Source organism: Pedobacter jeongneungensis, assembly GCF_000633455.1.
Taxonomy (GTDB): Bacteria; Bacteroidota; Bacteroidia; order Sphingobacteriales; family Sphingobacteriaceae; genus Pedobacter; species Pedobacter jeongneungensis_A.
This window is the reverse complement of sequence record NZ_AYMG01000002.1, coordinates 1-19,918: the sequence shown is the minus strand read 5'-3', so window position 1 is coordinate 19,918 and position 19,918 is coordinate 1. Positions and strand designations below refer to the sequence as shown.

At 41.0% G+C, this 19,918-nt stretch carries 9 protein-coding genes, 1 tRNA gene and 1 other RNA gene; 7 read left to right on the top strand and 4 right to left on the bottom strand.

The features are described from left to right. Positions 1 to 15: 15 nt before the first annotated feature. Complete coding sequence (locus U859_RS0102765; protein WP_025141914.1) at positions 16 to 1,845, top strand: ABC transporter ATP-binding protein; 1,830 nt, start codon at positions 16 to 18, stop codon at positions 1,843 to 1,845. Positions 1,846 to 2,241: 396 nt separating this feature from the next. Here U859_RS0102765 and U859_RS0102760 read toward each other — a convergent pair whose 3' ends face one another. Then, positions 2,242 to 7,542, bottom strand: a complete 5,301-nt coding sequence (locus tag U859_RS0102760) for an NACHT domain-containing protein (protein ID WP_162799843.1) — start codon at positions 7,540 to 7,542, stop codon at positions 2,242 to 2,244. A gap of 187 nt (positions 7,543 to 7,729) precedes the next feature. Between U859_RS0102760 and U859_RS32445 the strand changes: the two genes are divergently transcribed. Next, positions 7,730 to 7,852, top strand: a complete 123-nt coding sequence (locus U859_RS32445) for a transposase (protein WP_410477217.1) — start codon at positions 7,730 to 7,732, stop codon at positions 7,850 to 7,852. Between the two features lie 169 nt (positions 7,853 to 8,021). Here the strand turns inward: U859_RS32445 and U859_RS0102755 are convergent. Then, a tRNA-Lys gene (locus U859_RS0102755) sits at positions 8,022 to 8,094 on the bottom strand. A 183-nt stretch (positions 8,095 to 8,277) separates the two neighbouring features. Here U859_RS0102755 and U859_RS0102750 point away from each other — a divergent pair. From U859_RS0102750 to U859_RS0102740, 3 genes are all read left to right on the top strand, one after another. After that, positions 8,278 to 9,396, top strand: a complete 1,119-nt coding sequence (locus U859_RS0102750) for a formylglycine-generating enzyme family protein (protein ID WP_025141912.1) — start codon at positions 8,278 to 8,280, stop codon at positions 9,394 to 9,396. A gap of 93 nt (positions 9,397 to 9,489) precedes the next feature. Continuing rightward, positions 9,490 to 10,776, top strand: coding sequence for a sugar MFS transporter (locus tag U859_RS0102745; RefSeq protein ID WP_025141911.1), 1,287 nt, complete (start codon positions 9,490 to 9,492; stop codon positions 10,774 to 10,776). 155 nt (positions 10,777 to 10,931) lie between these two features. After that, positions 10,932 to 11,438 (top strand): D-glycero-alpha-D-manno-heptose-1,7-bisphosphate 7-phosphatase, encoded by a 507-nt coding sequence (locus U859_RS0102740; protein WP_025141910.1) that lies wholly within the window; start codon positions 10,932 to 10,934, stop codon positions 11,436 to 11,438. 821 nt (positions 11,439 to 12,259) lie between these two features. Here the strand turns inward: U859_RS0102740 and fsa are convergent. Both fsa and ffs read right to left on the bottom strand, forming a co-directional pair. After that, complete coding sequence (gene fsa / locus U859_RS0102730) at positions 12,260 to 12,919, bottom strand: fructose-6-phosphate aldolase (protein WP_025141909.1); 660 nt, start codon at positions 12,917 to 12,919, stop codon at positions 12,260 to 12,262. A 91-nt stretch (positions 12,920 to 13,010) separates the two neighbouring features. Next, an RNA gene (gene ffs, locus U859_RS31450) (signal recognition particle sRNA small type) lies at positions 13,011 to 13,110 on the bottom strand. A gap of 422 nt (positions 13,111 to 13,532) precedes the next feature. On the opposite strand from ffs, the gene gltB reads away from it, so the two are divergent. Both gltB and U859_RS0102720 read left to right on the top strand, forming a co-directional pair. Further along, positions 13,533 to 18,032 (top strand): glutamate synthase large subunit, encoded by a 4,500-nt coding sequence (gene gltB, locus U859_RS0102725; protein WP_025141908.1) that lies wholly within the window; start codon positions 13,533 to 13,535, stop codon positions 18,030 to 18,032. A 3-nt stretch (positions 18,033 to 18,035) separates the two neighbouring features. Then, complete coding sequence (locus U859_RS0102720; protein ID WP_025141907.1) at positions 18,036 to 19,502, top strand: glutamate synthase subunit beta; 1,467 nt, start codon at positions 18,036 to 18,038, stop codon at positions 19,500 to 19,502. Positions 19,503 to 19,918: the final 416 nt, after the last annotated feature.

Below are 19,918 nucleotides of genomic sequence, written 5' to 3'. Positions count from 1 at the left end.
ATCAATATAGAACTAATGGCAAGAAAACAGTTAAACAGCGGAAATGCACCAGGCGTTGAATTATCAAAAGCAAAAATAAACAGGAAAAGTTTGGGTAATGTGGCCCGTTTGCTTACTTATTTAAAGCCTTATCGCGGCAAATTCATTGCAGCATTGTTTTTTCTCTTTTTATCGAGTTTGGTTGGATTGGCCTTTCCATCTTTTATAGGTGCATTAATTGATACCGCACAGGGCAAACACAGCAATAGTTACCTGCCAGGCACCATACAGGGCATCTTAATGTTGGCCTTTATCGTATTGGCACTGCAGGCTGTGGTGTCTTATTTTAGAATATTATGGTTTGTTAATGTAGCAGAACGCTCCCTTGCCGACATCAGGCGTGATACCTACTTTAAATTGATCACTTTGCCCATGAACTTCTTTTCGAACCGCAGGGTAGGCGAGCTGAACAGCAGAATCTCTGCCGACCTATCGCAGGTTCAAGATACTTTAACTACTACCATTGCAGAGATGTTACGGCAGTTTGTGTTGTTTGTGGGCGGGATTATTTTTATGGCCATCATTTCGAAAAAACTGGTTTTTGCCCTGCTTTTGATCTTACCCGTGATGATCGTATTTGCGGTATTGTTTGGCCGATTTATCAAAAAAATTTCACGTCAGGCCCAGGATAAAATGGCCGAATCAAACAGTATTGTTGAAGAAACCTTATCAGGCATTTCGAATGTAAAAGCATTTGTAAACGAAGCATTCGAAGCCACACGTTACAAGAATACCATCCGCGAGGTAGCCGATATTGCCATCAAAGGTGCGAAATACAGGGGCATGTTTGTTTCCTTTATTGTGCTCTGCGTTTTTGGAAGTGTACTGGGGGTAATCGGCTACGGCTGTATCCTGGTCAGTCAGCAGGAAATTACCTTTGGCGAACTTTTAAAGTTTTCACTTTATGCGATGTTCCTCGGCAGTTCATTGGGTAGTTTTCCGGAACTTTTCGCCAACCTGCAAAAGGCTGTAGGCGCCAGTGAAAGGGTACTGGAGATATTGGGAGAGCAGGGCGAACCGGTATCGATAGCCGAAATGGATAATGTGGTCAAACAAAAAATCGTGGGGAACCTTGCTTTCAACCACATCAATTTTGCCTATCCTTCAAGGCCGGAAGTGGAAGTGTTAAACCAGGTATCTTTCGAAGCCAAAGCCGGACAAAAAATAGCGATAGTAGGGCCAAGTGGCTCAGGTAAATCGACCACCGCAGGGCTGATACTGCAATTTTACCATCCGCAAAGTGGCGAAATATTGTTTGATGGCAAACCTGCCTCGGCCTATTCGCTTACGGATATCCGGAACCAGATCGCAATTGTGCCCCAGGATGTGATGTTATTTGGCGGAACGATATTGGAAAACATTGCTTATGGCAAGCTAACGGCTACAAAAGAAGAAATTATACTGGCCGCTAAACGGGCAAATGCTCACGATTTTATCAGCGCATTTCCTGAAAGCTACGAAACCGTGGTTGGAGAACGTGGGGTAAAACTATCAGGCGGACAACGGCAGCGCATTGCCATTGCCCGGGCGCTGTTAAAAAACCCGTCGATATTGATTTTAGATGAAGCCACTTCTTCGCTCGACTCTGAATCGGAACGCCTGGTACAGGAAGCGCTTGAAGAATTAATGAGCGGCCGAACCTCCATCATCATCGCCCACCGTTTATCAACCATTCGCGAAGCAGACAGAATCTTGGTGATGGAAAAGGGGCAGATTATTGAATCGGGTACCCATCAGGAATTGATTAGGAGTGAACAGGGTTTGTACAGGTATTTGAGCGGTTTGCAGTTTGAGGTGCAATCGTAAAGGCTAAACAAAAAAAGGGAAAGAACTTGACCTCTCTAGTCTTTCCCTCTAGTGAACCCCATTGCACAAAACTCTAACCATTTAGTAGCTATTTAGGCTTAATTATTAAAGCTGTCATGCGAATAGTAATATTGTCTCTATTTATATTAAAGAATAAGGAAATGAATTTAAGAACGTGCTTTGATAAAGGTGGTTATTACTGATCGTATCTAAATATGATAAGGTGAACAAAGCTGTATGTGTTGTGCAGTTATACGGCAACAGTTCAGAGAAATGCCTTAGCCTCATTAAATTTGCTTTAAAAGTTTATTTTCCTTGCTATAAATTAGATCAAATGAAACTATTCTCAGCTTATAAGGAATCGTCTTGTGTCTATTGACTTAGTGCAATTTACCTTTACGCTTCTATTGCGGCTAAAGTTGACAATATTCGGCAAAGTGACCTGATTTCAACCACATTGCTTTCCCTTCCGGCCAGAATTATTGACCTCATGATCTTGGGCTCGATTTTTTCCATTAGACCGTCCGAATAGTTGAGCATGTCCCGGGCTTTAAACATCAGCTGCCCCTCCTCATCCTCATACTTGGCGCCATCCTGTAGAAATATTGCTTTTAGGCCTACGAGAACTCCGTCTTCCGTGTCTTTTGTCAATTCGTTCTCTACGCTTAGGATTAAAAGAGATATAACCCATATCAACATCGCGAATCCTTTTCTGTTCCTACTTGGGGCTGTGTTCAGCAGCGATTTTAGTTTTTGTTTAAGATGTTGGGTGATCTGCTGTTTTTCAGTACCGCTGGATAAGCTAAATAGCTCCGAAAGGTTATTTAACTGCCGCAAGTTTAGCCTGTCCGGATTGTCACATAGTACATCAACAAATAACAGGAATTCCTTGCTCTGTATTTTATCGGTGGTTTCAAATAAGATGTCGAAGAATTCGAAAGTCAGATAGTTTTCGATGGCATGCAAATGCGCGGTCAACCGCTTGATAAAAGCCTCTTTTTTTTTGGGCTGGTCCAGTTGCAGGTCCATGATGTTGCGCAGAATGTTCCGTTGAAGTTCGGTCTGTTTCCTGTCATCGTATTTTTGACCTCCAATATCCAAAAGGTCAACATAGTCAAAATCTCCGATATCCATTCTTCTTGAGGTACTTAACACTAAGGCGAAGTATGCGGCGGTCGCCCCCTGGGCTTTTAGTTCCTGTAAATCGGTAGCACTGTAAAACTCCAGCAATATACTTGTCTCTACCCCTCTACCTAGAGAAACAGGGATTGCTTCCCCGTTGACCAATAGTTTATCAACTGCGCTCTGCTCCAAATATTTTTCCTGTGCCTTTCTCTGCGAAAAAATATTGATGTGTCCGGTATATCGTATATCCGGATGAAAGTTTTGGGGTATATTTCCAAGCCTAAATAAAAGCGCACAGGTAGTTTCGGTGGAAACCGCTGAAAAGTCAGTCAAAATACGTTCTAGGGAACTGTTTTCAAGCGAGCCAAATTCATGGGCCATCAGTGCAAAGATTGGTATATAATCATTGCGCCGATGCTGGTTGAAGGTTTCAAGCTCCATCATGCCCTTGAATGCCGAACCGATTTTTTTCCTGATGGTAGGCTGCTTGGCCGATAGCTTGACAAGTATCGCATATAATAGATAGGCATGGTGTGCATCGAACATCATCCTGGTAGTAATTGAGGTGATCAAAAAAGTTTCCCAGGTTTCGATATCATTTATCGCCTCATATAACTTGATTAGCAAGAAACTTGGTTTATCGGCAATTTCTTCGCACTCTTTTTGGTATTCATAAAGCTGGGCTACGAAATCAGTATTTTCAAGTAGCTCAATATGCTTTTTTATAAAGCTGTCCAGTCCAAATTCTGGGCTATAGTCAATATACAGCAGCCAAGCCTTGGCCTGGTCCTTGATGCTAATTTTATCAAGGTACCTGTCAATAATGACAGATGCAGCAGACCTGCGTATGTTAAAGTTGCTGTCTTTTAAGGCGGCATATATCAGTTCTGAAAACCGATCCTGGCGTACTATGTTTTCTACGCCATCATCGGATAGGGAATGACTGAAATCCAACGAACTGGCTTCCCCTAGAAGGCCGTAGACCAGTTCACTCAATAATTTTCCTTCAACCCTTGGGTCTCCTCTATGGAACAAAAGTTTCAGGGCATATATTTTGGGTACCGCTATCAACTCAGGGAGCAATCGATAGATATGGTCCAAAACCGTTTTACCAAGGTTGAGTTTTGAGCAAAACCTGAACCATTCATAATGGTCAGTGTCTCGGCTAAAAGTCGATCGTATTACGATTTCAACCCCTTTGGTTTCGTTTATTGGATCAAAAATTAGTAGAAGGCACGCGGCATTGTACCTTAACGGAAGGTCAATATTGGTTACGGCATAGCGTAGCGCTGATAGATACTCTGCCCTGGATATGATCTTGTTGAAATATTCCCTGAGCTCTGGATATCTGGAAAGCGTATATTTTCCCATAAACCTAACAACTGTCAAAAACTCGTTCTGATAGATCGCTGAAGATACCTCGAGGCATTTGAGAAAATAGCGCAGGTAAAGTTCTGATATCCCATGGTCATGTTCTGGAACAGGCCTGTTCTTTATGATGTACTCAATTTCCTCAGTGCCTGCTTGGGCAAAAAAATGATCAAGTATTCTTAGCCGTACCTCGGTATTGTATTCGAGAATAGAAGTTTTTTCAAGAATTGGCGGAACAATGAGTTTAAATTCCCTGACCTCATAGTAGAGGTAGAGCAAGATGGCAGATGCATCGCTCAACTTGTTCCTTTGCAGCACGCAATAGACCAGAAAGGACTTTAATGGCTCTTTGCCAACCCTTTGTTGAAGAATGGAAAATAATTTTTCATCGCCATCTGCAACGAATCGAACCGCTTTTTCAATAAAAGAAACCGATGGTGTTTCACTGGTGATGGTAAACCAGAATTTTAGGGCTTCGCTCTTGCCATAATCTTTGGCTATCTCGATCTCAAGCCCTTCGATTACATGGGAAAGATTGCCATCGGTCATCTCTTTTTTTAATATTTCTTGTGCCCGTGATGAAAGGGTAGGTTTTTTAAGACTTTGGACGACTAGGATAGACCGCACTTTGACATCAAAATATTCAGGTATGGCTAAGGCAATTGTGGGAAGAAAGGTCTGACACGAAAAGGTCATTGCGGCCATATGGTATTTTGCCACTTCGAAGAGCTCCTTTTTTTCTTGGTCGCCCAGCTCAAATCCCTTGTGTAGCAAAAATGCTGAGAGTAGTGCTACGGGCAGTTCATCGGAAGTAGATTTTGATGGATGTGCGGGAGATAGGTAGTTCTCGTAAAGCCATTCAAACCCCGGCCTGCCGAGGGCAGAAAATACATAACCAAAGGCGTTCGGAACCTGTTTGTCATCAATGCCCCAAAATTTCAACGGTGAGAATCCCAATTGTTTAACTCTTACCAGGAATATCTGGTTGAGCGAATCCGTTCTCGATTCAGCAAGCAAAAGCGCAGCTATTGGGGTAGCGCTTTCTGATGACAAGATTTCACAAAGAAAATTTTTCATGTAGTCGGTTACGGTAGCGTTTTCCCCTATTTTTCTGGCAACAGTTGACACGAAGGAAATAATTCTCCATTGTCCATAGGAATCGCTCCCTAGGTTGATTGTTTCACCCTTGGCAAGAGTGGTATAGGTATGGTGACCAACTAGCATCTGGAACAATTGGTGGGACTGGAAGGTTAAACCACCGGTTGTTTTTTGCAGAAAAGTTGTGGTGACGAATTTGATCGCTTCATCGATAATTAAGTTGCGGTTGGGATCATCAAGTGAAATTGCACATACCTTATCGATAGCAGCATGTAGCCCAGCATCTGTGATTGCTCTGTTTTTGGATAGAAAGATTGACCATGCTACTTCGGAAATAAAGGGCAGACGCTGAAAAGTGTTTGGGTAGAACTGGGTAAAATTTACAAAATCTTTTTTGTTGTCATCTACCGTCCAGGACAGCTTCTTAAGGATTACCTCATATAAAATATCCCCTAATGTGGAGGAACTATGTCCGGCAATCAAAAATTCCCTGATCAGCGTGGCTATCAATGGGTTTGTGGTATTGCCGAAAAGTTCAGGGTTTGACTTCAATATGTCCAACCTGCTTTTTGCATCTGTTAAAGCATCCTGCACTGAAAGCCCTTCGGCAAGAGCTTCGTTTTCCAGTATTTGGAAGATGTCCTCTTCAACCAGGTCGATTGTTGTTAGGCAGTTCCAATCGTTGAAATGGATGTATTTTTGGACTTCAAATGGCCTGCCGGATGCAACTACTCTAATGTTTACCTGGTGTTCAGAGAGGGAAAGAAGGTGAGTGGACAGGTTCACGATTTCAGAACGCGATAGTTCATCGACACCATCGACTACAAGCGTTATTTCTTTTCCGGAGTTCAATAAGCCATCAAGTTCAAAATAACTGCCCGCCAGTCCTAATTCTTTGTTCACGAATTCTTCGATTTCTTTCTGGAAGGTGCTGATCTCACTTTGGATTTTTCCTTTGAGGTAACCAGCTGTTAAGAAAATACAGATGTTTTCTTCACTTAATTGTTTTACGAAGTGCTGGGCAAGTAACGTGCTTTTTCCACTACCAATATCCCCGAATAAAAAAGTTGGCTTATCGCTGTCAAGCAGCTCGCCAATTTCCTTTATTACCACCTCTAGTTGCGTTACCTGTTTGATTTTAGTGGTCTCCAAGCTGGCTAGATCTATCTTAATCTCTCTATTGTGCCTGGCAACTTTTCTTTTTGCCATCTTGGGCAATCTTTGATGGTTTGCGTTGGCATAATATTTTGAACTGATTAACCTTTCGAGTTGTATTTTCGCATTTTTTGCAAATCCTGTGACATCAAAAAACAAATACCTGCTTGCTTCTGGAGCTCTGCGTCCCTGGCTAACTTTGAGGAAGGCGAGTTCGATATCTGCCTTGCTCAAGAATTTTTGAAGCAGGTCGCCTTGATCCTGCTTTTTTTCCAAGGCCAACATAAGTTCGGCGTAGATATGGTTTGGGGCAAATCTGTTCTGGGGATCGGTATAAAATTTACTGGATTTGATTTTTTTCAAAAGTATATCCTCGTACGATTTTTCGTCTGGTTGGTTAAATTGCCAACTTATCTGTTGTAAAAATTGGATTAGTTCGGAATCATTCAATGTTGGGCTATTGGTGGGATCATACTGGATTTTATACTCATCGAATATAAAACTCGATAGGATAGCGAGATCTTGTTTGTCTTGCTCAACCTGATGGGTTACTATCTTTTCAAGGATTGAATAATTAGGGAAGGTTATATCAAGTTTTTTGGAACGATCGCTGATACCTTCTGAGCCGATCTGGTTGGTTGAAAAAAAGCCAAATCTGGAACTGGCACTTTTTTCGCTGTCCAGCCACAACTGGAGGAAATAAACCATGGTATTCAATATTTGGTTTGAATTCAGCGTGAACTTGGTGTCTTTATGGTAGTTCTTTTCCTCCTCAACATAACCATTCTTACCATTCTGCAAGTATACGTCGCCCTTGTATTCGATGGCCACATTGACCGAGACGTTATCCACATGTTCGAGTTCGTCGAGCGCAAGCGAAATCGCACGTTGTTTTTGCAATGTAAAACCTTTAGTCTTGTCTCCGGCTTCCCTTTTTATATTTTTCATATCTTTTTGTTCACAGATCAAATATAGATTAAACATGGATTTTTTTTTAATCAATCAGATATCGCCCAAAAACTGGGGGATATATTCAGGGTATACAAAAGCAAGCATTTAAAAAAATGGCTTTATGGTACAATGAGGTTGAAGCATGTGAAATTGATTCCTTTAGGTCTGTTGCAAGGTCAATCCTATCATAAACTTCTTTATTAACAGATCCACGAATGCTTCTGCCAAATCTTTCAATGCAAAGATCAAAGCTTTCGGAGCAACGTCCAGAGGTGTAAGGGATATTAAATTCTTCTTATTTAGATGATCAAAAATATATGCCTAGAGTTTATCTCCCCCCAAGAATTCCGCTTGATCCGGATTAGGCACCATACAGTTCGAAATAAGTTACACTTAATTGATTGATTTACCTTTGAAGAGCTTCTTAGTTTAAATACTCTTAAACAGAAAAGGCGCAATTTCTCGCGCCTTTCTTGTGATCCCGCTGGGATTCGAACCCAGGACCACTACATTAAAAGTGTAATGCTCTACCAGCTGAGCTACGGAATCTACTTTGTTTAAAAACGTTATCCGTTTCCTTTAAAGTGGTGCAAATATAGGGTTCTGATGTATTTCATGCAAATAAAAAATCACCAAATCCCTTACTGTATTGATTTATAGGCAAATTAATTATTTACCTTCTGTTTTTTAAATAGATTTGATATTTTTATCGCTCCATATTTAATCTCTGCCATGTATAAATTTCTTTCCTTCCTGTTTTTTTTGCCGCTCTTATTTATATTTTCATGTAAATCTAACCGTGCCAAAGAAGAAGAAAAGGCCAAACACAGGCAGGATTCACTGGCTTCCTGCGAAAAGAACATGCCCAGCCGTTTTGGTGCGGTGAAAGATTCATCCAGTTTTGCTTCCAATAAAGTGAGTCACGAGGACATGGTTTTAATTCCCGCAGGCGAATTTGCAATGGGCGCTTTCGATAAAGAGGGCAGGGATGATGAATATCCTCAGCACAAGGTTAAATTATCCTCATTTTGGATCGATGTAACCGAAGTAACCAATGGCGATTTTAAAAAATTTGTGAATGCAACAGGTTACAAAACCACGGCCGAGCGAAAGCCCGATTGGGAAGAAATGAAGAAACAACTTCCGGCAGGTACACCGAAACCACCCGATAGCGTTTTTGTGGCGGCATCTTTGGTTTTTTATCAACCCAAAAGCATCACATCTTTAAACGATGCCTCACAATGGTGGCGCTGGGTTAAAGGTGCCGACTGGAAACATCCGCATGGCCCTAAAAGCGATATCAAAGGAAAAGAAAATTATCCGGTGGTTCATGTTTCATGGGATGATGCCATGGCTTATTGCAAATGGTCGGGCAAACGTTTACCCACCGAAGCAGAATGGGAATATGCTGCCAGAGGCGCTTTAAAAGACCAGAAATACCCATGGGGAAATGAGGATATCGAAAAAAGCAAAGCCAAAGCCAATACCTGGCAGGGCAGTTTTCCCATCAAAAATACCGATTGGGATGGCCACAACGGATTAGCCGCTGTAAAACAGTTTAAAGCGAATGGATATGGATTGTACGATATGGCGGGTAATGTATGGGAGTGGTGCAGCGACTGGTACCGCCCTGATTATTATGCCACGCTGCAGGGTGTAAGTAACAATCCCACAGGCCCCTCAGACAGTTACGATCCCATGGAGCCAACGGTACCGAAAAGAGTGGTAAGGGGAGGTTCATTTATGTGTAACGCCTCTTATTGCAAAGGATACCGCGTAACTTCGAGAATGAAAACCTCTACCGATACCGGGCTGGAACACACCGGTTTCAGGTGTGTAAGTTCCAATTAAAAATAAATTTAAAATCACGCAAACGTTTGACCCCTATATTTTAAATTATTATTGTTTAGTTTGGCCGCAACAAATTAAACCGAACCAAACTTTATGCAACAAACCACCAAACCGGGCCAGGCGCAGGGGCCTAAGCCATTAATTATCATCTGTGCTTTATTTTTTATTTTCGGCTTTGTAACCTGGGCAAACGGCACACTCATCCCATTCTTTAAATTATCTTTCGGCCTTTCAAACTTACAGGCATTCTTTGTAACCTTTGCCTCTTATATGGCTTACTTCTTTTTAGCCTTGCCATCATCGTGGATCCTAAAAAAAGTAGGTTTTAAAAATGGAATTGTTTTAGGTTTAGTAATTCTGGGTTTAGGTTCTTTAATATTTATACCTGCAGCGCAAACCAGGACTTTTGGTTTATTTTTAACCGGAATTTTTGTTCAGGGAGCTGCCTTGGCGCTTCTTCAAACCGCTTCAAATCCTTATTTAACCATTATTGGCCCTATCGAAAGCGCCGCAAAACGAATTAGTATTGCCGGTATCTGTAATAAATTTGCAGGCATGATTGTTCCTTTGATTATGGGCAGCTTGTTTTTGAAAAACGCTTCAGAAGTTGAAAAACAGATAAAAGCAGCTACAGGTGCGGTACATGAGCAATTGTTGAACGACGTTTTAGGCCGTGTAAATATGCCATATATTGTTTTGGCAATTGTTTTCAGTCTTTTTGCTATTTTTATCAAATTCACCGATCTGCCTGAAGTAGAGGTTGAAGAAGATATTGTAGATGAAAGTAAAGGCGCTGTGGTAAAACACAAAAGCATCTTCCAGTTTCCACACTTATTTTTAGGAGCCCTTTGTATTTTTGTATATGTTGGTGCAGAAGTAATGGCTGGTGATATTATAGGGATTTATGGTCGCGAGTTGGGTATTAGCACAGAGATAAGTGGAAAACTAACTTCGATTACCCTTTTTAGTATGTTAATAGGTTACATTATCGGTATCGTTACTATTCCAAAGTACATATCACAACAAAAAGCCCTTAGAATTTGTGCGATATTAGGTATTATATTTACCATACTGTCTTTCGCTATTTCCAGTTGGTTCGCTGTAATTTTTGTAGCCTTATTAGGTTTGGCAAATTCGTTAATGTGGCCTGCTATATTCCCGCTTGGCATCAGTCATCTAGGGAAATTTACCAAAATTGGTTCAGCCATTATGGTGATGGGTATTGCAGGCGGCGCGATTATGCCGTTACTATATGCTTTTTTAAATGAAAAATTACATGTCAATTTTCAGCTGGCTTATCTGTTAACCGTATTGCCATGTTACCTGTATATTTTGTTCTTTGCTATAAAAGGCCATAAAGCCGGACTAAAGTTAAAATAACCAAAACCAAATAAATTTTATGATTAAGCCCGGTCTATAATTAGATTGGGCTTTCTTTTGCAATTAATTTTCAGTTATTTTGGCAAAATTATAAGAGAGGTCTGGGTCTCAAATCTAATGTCTCAAATCTCATATCACATACTCATATCTCAAAAATGAATAAAGCTATTTTTCTCGATCGCGACGGTGTACTCAACCATGAAATGCACGATTATATCTGCCGTGTAGAAGATTTTAAAATATTAGAATACCAGATCCCCGTATTAAAAAAATTCTTTGATGAAGGTTACCTGTTAATCGTAATTACCAATCAGGGCGGCATTGCCTTAAAACGTTATACAGAACAGGAACTGGCCATTATGCACCAGATGTTAAGAAATGCTTTTGTGGCCAAAGGAGCCGATATTGCAGGATTTTACTATTGTCCGCACCACCCAACCGTTGATGGCGAATGTAAATGCAGAAAACCAGCTTCGGGAATGATTTTAGATGCCATTGATATGTACGATATCGACCCTGCACAATCTGTAATGATCGGTGATAAACCTCGTGATGTTGAAGCCGCAAATGGAGCAGGAGTGAAGGGGATTCTGATCGAACCTGATGAGCAGATTAATTATGAGAAGGTGAAAGAAGTCCTCAGTCGGGAGTCTTTAGTCTAGAGTCTCCTATTAGGGGGCATAAAAAATTATAAGTCCGGAGTTATTTGATTTGTTGATCAAAACCATTGGCTTGAGCATGATCATTTGGGCGTTTTAACACGCTGTACACTATATCTTTTTGGCTGTTCTTCGACTACGTTACCATTGACAGATGCGAAGAAAAGTCGTCATTGCGAGGTGGTACGACGAAGCAATCTTTCCTGCTAGCGATCCTTGCTAGAAAGATTGCTTCGTCGGCTGAAAAAGCCTTTCTCGCAATGACGATTCCTCCCGGCCAATAAACCGCATTAAAACCTTCTGTCATTTATATCGATTTTTATGAAATAAATTATCCCTCAGGATGACAGCCAAAAAGGATGCCGTTTCCATCGTTAACGCAGAATAACGCGTAATCATTTTTGCGGAATTTCTAAACAGACAAAAGAACTTCTATTACTGCCGCCTAGACCTGATTGCAATGGCATTCCGGTCTCAATAACTATCAATTTTATCCCGGACAATCACCGGAATACAATGTAAAGCAGGACTATCGTAACCGATAAGCACTGTAACCGCTCTCCAAAAAACATGTTAATGGGAAGAAATTAATAACCAATCATCAATTCGCAATGACCAATACCAAGCGCCGATAAAACCTTAATTGCCTTAACTTCTTAATGGTCGAAAAAATGGAAAATGTAAGAGGGGAGGCGGGAAATGTAACCTGCAATTTGCTTATCATACATTATACATCTTATATTATCCATAAAACAAAAAAATCCTAAGTCTTAAACCGGAAACCCGACTCAAGACTTAGGACTAAAGCCTCCCGACTTTAAATATTACTTACCCGCTGCTTTAGCGTGATCTGCTAAGAAAGTAGCTAAACCGCTATCGGTTAAAGGGTGTTTCAATAAGCCAACAATTGCAGCCAAAGGAGCAGTGATTACATCAGCACCTAATTTAGCACAGTTTACAATGTGTAATGGTCCGCGGATGGAAGCAGCTAAAATTTGAGTTTCGTAACCGTAGTTATCAAAAATAGTTCTGATGTCTTCAATCAATACCAAACCATCGCTCGAAATATCATCTAAACGGCCTAAAAACGGAGAAACATAAGTAGCTCCGGCTTTTGCAGCCAATAAAGCCTGTCCGGCAGAGAAAATTAAAGTACAGTTGGTTTTAATTCCTTTTGATGAGAAATATTTAATGGCTTTAACACCATCTTTAATCATCGGAACTTTAACCACAATTTTAGGGTTTAAAGCTGCTAAAGCTTCACCTTCTTTAACAATCTCGTCGAAAGTAGTGGCAATTACTTCAGCACTTACGTTATCATCAACGATATCGCAAATTGCTTTATAATGGTTGATTACATTTTGTTCGCCAGTAATGCCTTCTTTAGCCATTAAGCTAGGATTAGTGGTTACGCCATCTAAAATGCCAAGATCTTGCGCTTCTTTGATTTGATCAAGATTTGCTGTGTCAATAAAAAATTTCATGCTTATAAATTCTTAAAATGATTATTAGGTTCTGTTGCTAGAACCCCTGAAGAATTTAATATCCCCCCTTCAGGGGGTTAGGGGGTAAAAAAAAGGGCAAGCACCTTCTATCGCACCGCTACAACCTTCTACCCTTGCTATGTTCCCATCCTGGGGGAGTTCAAAGGGAGCTGGTCGTAAAAGACTTGCCCGGCCACAAAGGTAGAAAAAGAAGTTGTTTCACGAAATGCATTTTTCTATTTTTTTTCGCTTTTAAGCTATGTTGCTGATTAGTAAATTAATAAATTTTAAATGTGTATTTTTAAAAAGGCAAAAAATAGGGGCTAATCTGTGAGGAGAATACATTATATTTATATATAAATACTAAATTCATAAATAAACACATAATTAAAACGTTTTAGGCTTGTTTTTCTCCAAAAACCGCTAATTATTGTACGATATTACCATTACAAGTTTGGTAATTATTAACGTATAAAATTAAAAATATTTTAATTTAAAGGCATTAAATTGCATAAGGACTAAAATTTTTCCAAAAAACATATCAACTCTGTAATTTTAAATTTGTTTTTCCTATCTTAGTGTTTCCTATACACTAACAACTAACGAGCAAAGAATGGAACCAAACAGTGGATTGTACGATGCGCAATTTGAACACGATGCCTGCGGTATTGGGTTCGTTGCACATGTGAAAGGGCGAAAATCGCATCAAATCATCTCTGATGCACTTACTATTTTAGAAAACCTGGATCACAGAGGGGCAAGTGGAGCAGAACCGAATACTGGCGATGGTGCTGGTATTATGATTCAGATTCCTCACGAATTTTTTTATGATGAATGTTTAAAAGCTGGCTTTAGCCTGCCCGAAACCAATAATTATGGTGTGGGTATGTTATTTATGCCTAAGGATATCAGATCCAGAGAAGAGTGCAGAGAATTGATTTACCGTGCCGCCGAAAAACTTGGCCTGGAAATTTTAGGCTTTAGAAAGGTTGATGTTAATACAACAGACATTGGCAGCATGGCCCTTTCGGTTGAACCGGAAATTGAGCAGGTATTTATCGCCCGCCCTTATGCCGTAGCGCCAGGGGCAGATTTCGAGCGTAAACTCTACATTTTCAAAAATTACCTGATTAAACTAATCGTTAACACCGTTCATGGTGGTAAAGATTTTTATATCGTTTCGCTTTCGGCGCAAACCATTATATATAAAGGTCAGCTTACGTCGTTACAGGTACGTACTTATTTTACCGACCTTACCGATAAACGCCTGGTTTCGGCTTTAGGTTTAGTTCACTCTCGTTTTGCAACCAATACTTTCCCATCATGGAGATTGGCTCAACCATTCCGTTTTATTGCGCACAATGGTGAGATCAATACCTTACAGGGAAATTTAAACTGGTTCAGGGCTGGTGTTAAATCATTTGCTTCAGCTTATTTCACACCAGAAGAATTGGATATGTTATTGCCGGTAATCGATGAAACCAACTCCGATTCAGGCTGTTTGGATAATGTAATCGAATTATTGCTTCATGCTGGCAGAACTTTACCTCATGTATTAATGATGTTAGTTCCGGAAGCATGGGATGGCAATGAAGATATGGATCCTGTTAAAAAGGCTTTCTACGAGTTTCACGCTACTTTAATGGAGCCATGGGACGGACCTGCAGCGATTGCTTTTACCGATGGTAAATTGATCGGTGCCACTTTAGACCGTAACGGTCTCCGCCCTTCGCGTTATGCCATTACTTCTGATGACCGCGTAATTATGGGTTCAGAGGCTGGTGCATTGGCTATTGATCAAAGTACAGTAATCGAAAAAGGCCGCTTAACCCCAGGCAAAATGTTTGTTGTAGACATGGAGCAGGGCAGAATCATCAGCGATAACGAAATTAAACAACAGGTTTGCGGCAAAAGCCCTTACGCCGATTGGATCAATCAATACCAGATCCGTTTAGAAGAATTACCTGAACCACGTGTAATGTTCACAGGTTTATCAGACGAATCTATTTTTAAATATCAGCAGGTTTTTGGTTACAGCAGAGAAGACATCGATCTTTTACTTAAACCTATGGCCATCGAAGCCAAAGAACCAATTGGTTCGATGGGTACCGATACCCCTCTGGCTATTTTATCAAAACGCCCTCAGCATTTATCTTCTTATTTTAAACAGTTATTTGCTCAGGTAACCAACCCGCCAATTGATCCCATCCGTGAGAAAGTGGTCATGAGTTTGGCCAGTTTCATGGGCAGCATGGGTAACCTGCTGGATGAAACACCAAAACAGGCGCACTGTGTAGCCATTAAACATCCGATTTTAACCAACCAGGAATTAGAAAAACTGAGAAGTATTGATACCGGCGTTTTCCAGGCGAAAACTTTGCAGACTTATTTCAGGGCCGATGGTAAACCAGGAGCTATGGCGAAAGCTTTAGACCGTTTGTGCCGTTATGCAGTTGACGCCGTTGAAGATGGTTTTCAGGTTATTGTACTAACGGATCGGGCAATCGATTCAGAACATGCTGCAATGCCTTCTTTATTGGCGGTTTCGGCAGTACACCATCATTTGATCCGTAAAGGATACCGTGGTGCGGTTGGTATTGTAATTGAGGCTGGCGATATCTGGGAAGTACATCACTTCGCTACTTTATTGGGCTTTGGTGTGACCGCAATTAACCCTTATTTAGCTTTAGAAACCATTAACGGTTTCCAGCAAGAATCGGGTTTATCAGCAGAACAGCTGACCAAAAATTACATCTACGCGGTAAATAGTGGTTTACTAAAAATCTTCTCTAAAATGGGAATCTCGACCTTACAGTCATATCAGGGTGCACAGATTTTCGAAATTTTAGGCTTGAACAAAAAAGTAGTAAACACTTACTTCACAGGTGCGGTTTCCCGTATCGGTGGTTTAGGACTGGATGAAATTGCAAAAGAAACCTTAATTAAACACCACCGCAGTTTTGGCCCGCTAACGCAGACAGAAAACTTATTACCTGCAGGTGGAACGTATAAATTCCGTCGCAAAGGTGAAGCGCATTTGTTTAATCCGCAAACCATTCACTTATTACAGAATGCTACGCGTAAAAACGATTACAACATTTTCAAACAATACTCTAAACTGGTTAATGAGCAAACGCAACAGGCTTATACCATCCGTGGATTGTTCGAATTTAACTATAGCCGTCCTTCAGTTCCTTTAAACGAGGTGGAATCTACTGAAGCAATCTTAAAAAGATTTGCAACAGGAGCAATGTCCTTCGGTTCAATTTCTCACGAAGCACACTCTACATTAGCGATTGCCATGAACCGTATTGGTGGAAAAAGCAATACAGGAGAGGGTGGTGAAGATGAAATGCGTTATACTAAATTGCCTAATGGCGACAGTATGCGTTCGGCCATTAAACAGGTAGCTTCTGCACGTTTTGGTGTAACCAGTTACTATTTAACCAATGCCGATGAGTTACAGATTAAAATGGCTCAGGGTGCTAAACCTGGAGAGGGTGGTCAGTTACCTGGACACAAGGTAGACGATTGGATTGCAAAAGTACGTCACTCTACGCCAGGTGTAGGTTTAATTTCTCCGCCACCTCACCACGATATTTATTCGATTGAAGATTTGGCTCAGCTGATTTTCGATTTAAAAAATGCCAACCGTGAAGCAAGAATCAATGTGAAACTGGTTTCGAAAGCAGGTGTGGGTACCATTGCAGCTGGTGTGGCTAAAGCACATGCCGATGTAATTTTAGTATCGGGTTTTGATGGTGGTACAGGAGCTTCTCCTTTAACCTCAATCCAACATGCAGGTTTACCCTGGGAGCTTGGATTGGCAGAAGCCCACCAAACCTTAGTTAAAAATAAATTGCGTAACCGTATTGTATTACAAACGGATGGTCAGCTTAAAACAGGTAGAGATATTGCTATTGCTGCTTTATTAGGTGCTGAAGAATGGGGTGTTGCTACAGCAGCATTGGTAACATCAGGCTGTATCATGATGCGTAAATGCCATTTAAACACTTGCCCTGTTGGTGTAGCTACGCAGGATCCGGAATTGAGAAAATTATTTACTGGTGATGCTGATCATGTAGTAAACTTATTTCATTTCCTTGCTGAAGAATTACGTGAGATTATGGCTGAATTAGGTTTCAGAACCATTCACGAAATGATCGGTCAGGCTGATATTTTAAAAGCACGTGAATTACCTGCTGAAGACTGGAAATTAAAACACCTTGATTTATCGGCAATTTTATATAAAGCTGAAGACAATGGCCTGCCTTTATTCAATACCGAAGGTCAGGATCATGGTTTAGATCATGTTTTAGATCATAAATTAATCGCTGCAGCACAACCCGCTATTGATAACAATGAGCCTGTTTTTGCAAGTTTTGAAGTTAAAAACACCGACCGTGCATTGGGTACCATGTTATCAAATGAGATTTCGAAAGTGCATTTAGGTGCGGGCTTACCTCCGGATACCATCAACTTTAAGTTTGTTGGTTCGGCCGGGCAAAGTTTCGGTGCATTTAACACCCGTGGGGTAACTTTATCATTAGAAGGTGAAGCGAATGATTATGTTGGTAAAGGACTTTCCGGAGCAAGGTTAGCGATTTATCCTTTCTCCAATTCAACTTTTATACCGGAGCAGAATATCATTATCGGTAACGTAGCCCTGTATGGTGCAACTTCTGGTGAGTTATTTGCCCGCGGTAAAGCAGGTGAACGTTTTGCGGTACGTAACTCTGGTGCAACAGCGGTTGTAGAAGGAGTGGGCGATCACGGTTGCGAGTACATGACAGGTGGTGAAGTGCTGATCCTTGGTGATACCGGAAGTAATTTCGCCGCTGGTATGAGTGGTGGTGTGGCCTGGATTTATGATGCCAATGGAACTTTTGCGCGTAAATGTAATAAAGAAATGGTCGATTTAGATCCGTTACAGGCTGAAGATGAAGAACGCATTTTAGCTTTACTTAAAACACATATCCGCTTAACTGATAGCAGGGTTGCTGAATTTATCTTAAGTGATTGGAAAACACAATCTGCTCATTTTGTAAAAGTATTCCCTAAAGAATACAAAGCAGTTTTAAGCAAACGTAATCAACAAGTAAAAACACACTAGGCCATGGGAAAAGTAACAGGATTTCAAGAATACGATAGAGTTGCGCCCACAAGAGAAGAGGCTGCAACACGTGTAAAACATTATGGGGAATTTTTAAATGAATTGCCCTCACAAGAATTAAACAATCAGGCTGCCCGTTGTATGGATTGCGGCGTACCATTCTGCCAGTCAGGTTGTCCTTTAGGCAATGTGATTCCGGAATTTAACGATGCCGTTTATCAGGGAAAATGGGAAATGGCCGCAAATATTTTATTAAGTACCAATAACTTCCCCGAGTTTACTGGCAGAATCTGTCCGGCACCATGCGAATCTGCATGTGTATTGGGCATCAACCGTCCGCCGGTTTCAATTGAGGAAATTGAAAAACACATCATCGAAATTGCTTTCGAAAAAGGTTTTATCAAAGCGAAAGCACCATTAATCAGAACAGGCAAAAAAGTTGCTGTTATTGGTTCAGGTCCGGCAGGCTTAGCTGCTGCTGCTCAGTTAAATAAAGTAGGGCATGAGGTTACCGTTTTCGAGCGTGATGATGCACCTGGAGGTTTATTGAGATATGGTATTCCTGATTTTAAACTGCAAAAAAATGTGGTAGATCGCCGTATCGATTTAATGAAAGAAGAAGGCATCATTTTTAAATGCAATGCTAACGTTGGCGAAAATGTTGAAATAGGTACTTTGTTACGCGATTTCAACGCAGTTGTACTGGCTGGTGGTTCTACCATCCCACGCGATTTACCAATTGATGGCCGTTCTGCTAAAGGTGTTCACTTCGCCATGGACTTTTTGAAGCAACAAAATAAACGTGTGGCGAACAGAACTGTCGAAGTGGAAGAGATTATGGCTACAGGCAAAAATGTAATCGTAATTGGTGGTGGTGATACCGGATCTGACTGTATCGGGACTTCAAACCGTCATGGCGCGAAATCGGTTACACAATTTGAAATTATGCCGATGCCGCCACAGGCACGCAACGAACACATGCCTTGGCCAAATTACCCGATGTTGCTTAAAAATACTTCTTCTCATGAGGAAGGTGCACAAAGGGCATGGTCAGTAAATACCAAAAACTTTATTGCTGATGAAAATGGAAACCTTAAAGCACTAAAAGTAGTTGATGTGGAATGGGAAATCGATGCAAATGGTCGTCCGGTTACTTTTAAAGAAGTGGCTGGTACCGAAAGAGATCTTCCTTGCGAACTGGTATTGTTAGCCATGGGTTTCTTACATCCGCAAAAAGAAGGCTTAATTGAGAAATTAGGAGTGGAGTTGGATAACCGCGGAAATGTTAAAGCTTCTGAACATACTTACCAAACTAATATTGCAAAGATTTTTGCTGCAGGTGATGTTCGCCGCGGACAATCATTAGTGGTTTGGGCCATTTCAGAAGGTAGAGAAGCTGCCCGTAAGGTAGATGAATACCTGATGGGTACCACTAAACTGGCATCAAAAGATGCTGTTGCTTACGCTTAAATAAGTTTACAGTTCTATATTTTAGGGTCGTGGTGCAAACCACGACCTTTTTTGGTTTAAGGCGTCTGTCATCCTGAACGCAGTGAAGGATCTTTCTTTTACTAGCCAATACTGGTCTTAGCATCTCATTAAAACCTAGTCATTTCAGTTATTTTTGCTACAGCGACGCAGAAAGCACGGAGAAATTGATAGACAGGGTGATAAGCCGCAAGGAATCGTCATTGCGAGAAGGCTTTTCCAGCCGACGAAGCAATCTTACTACTATAGGTTATAGCGATCGTTGTAAGATTGCTTCGTGCCTCGCAATGACGGTACAATACAGGTCTTAGTTATTTTAGCCACGGAAACACAGAGCTCACGGAGAATTTAATAGGAGGGTCAGTATATAAGCTCGTCATTGTGAGAAGGCTTTTTCA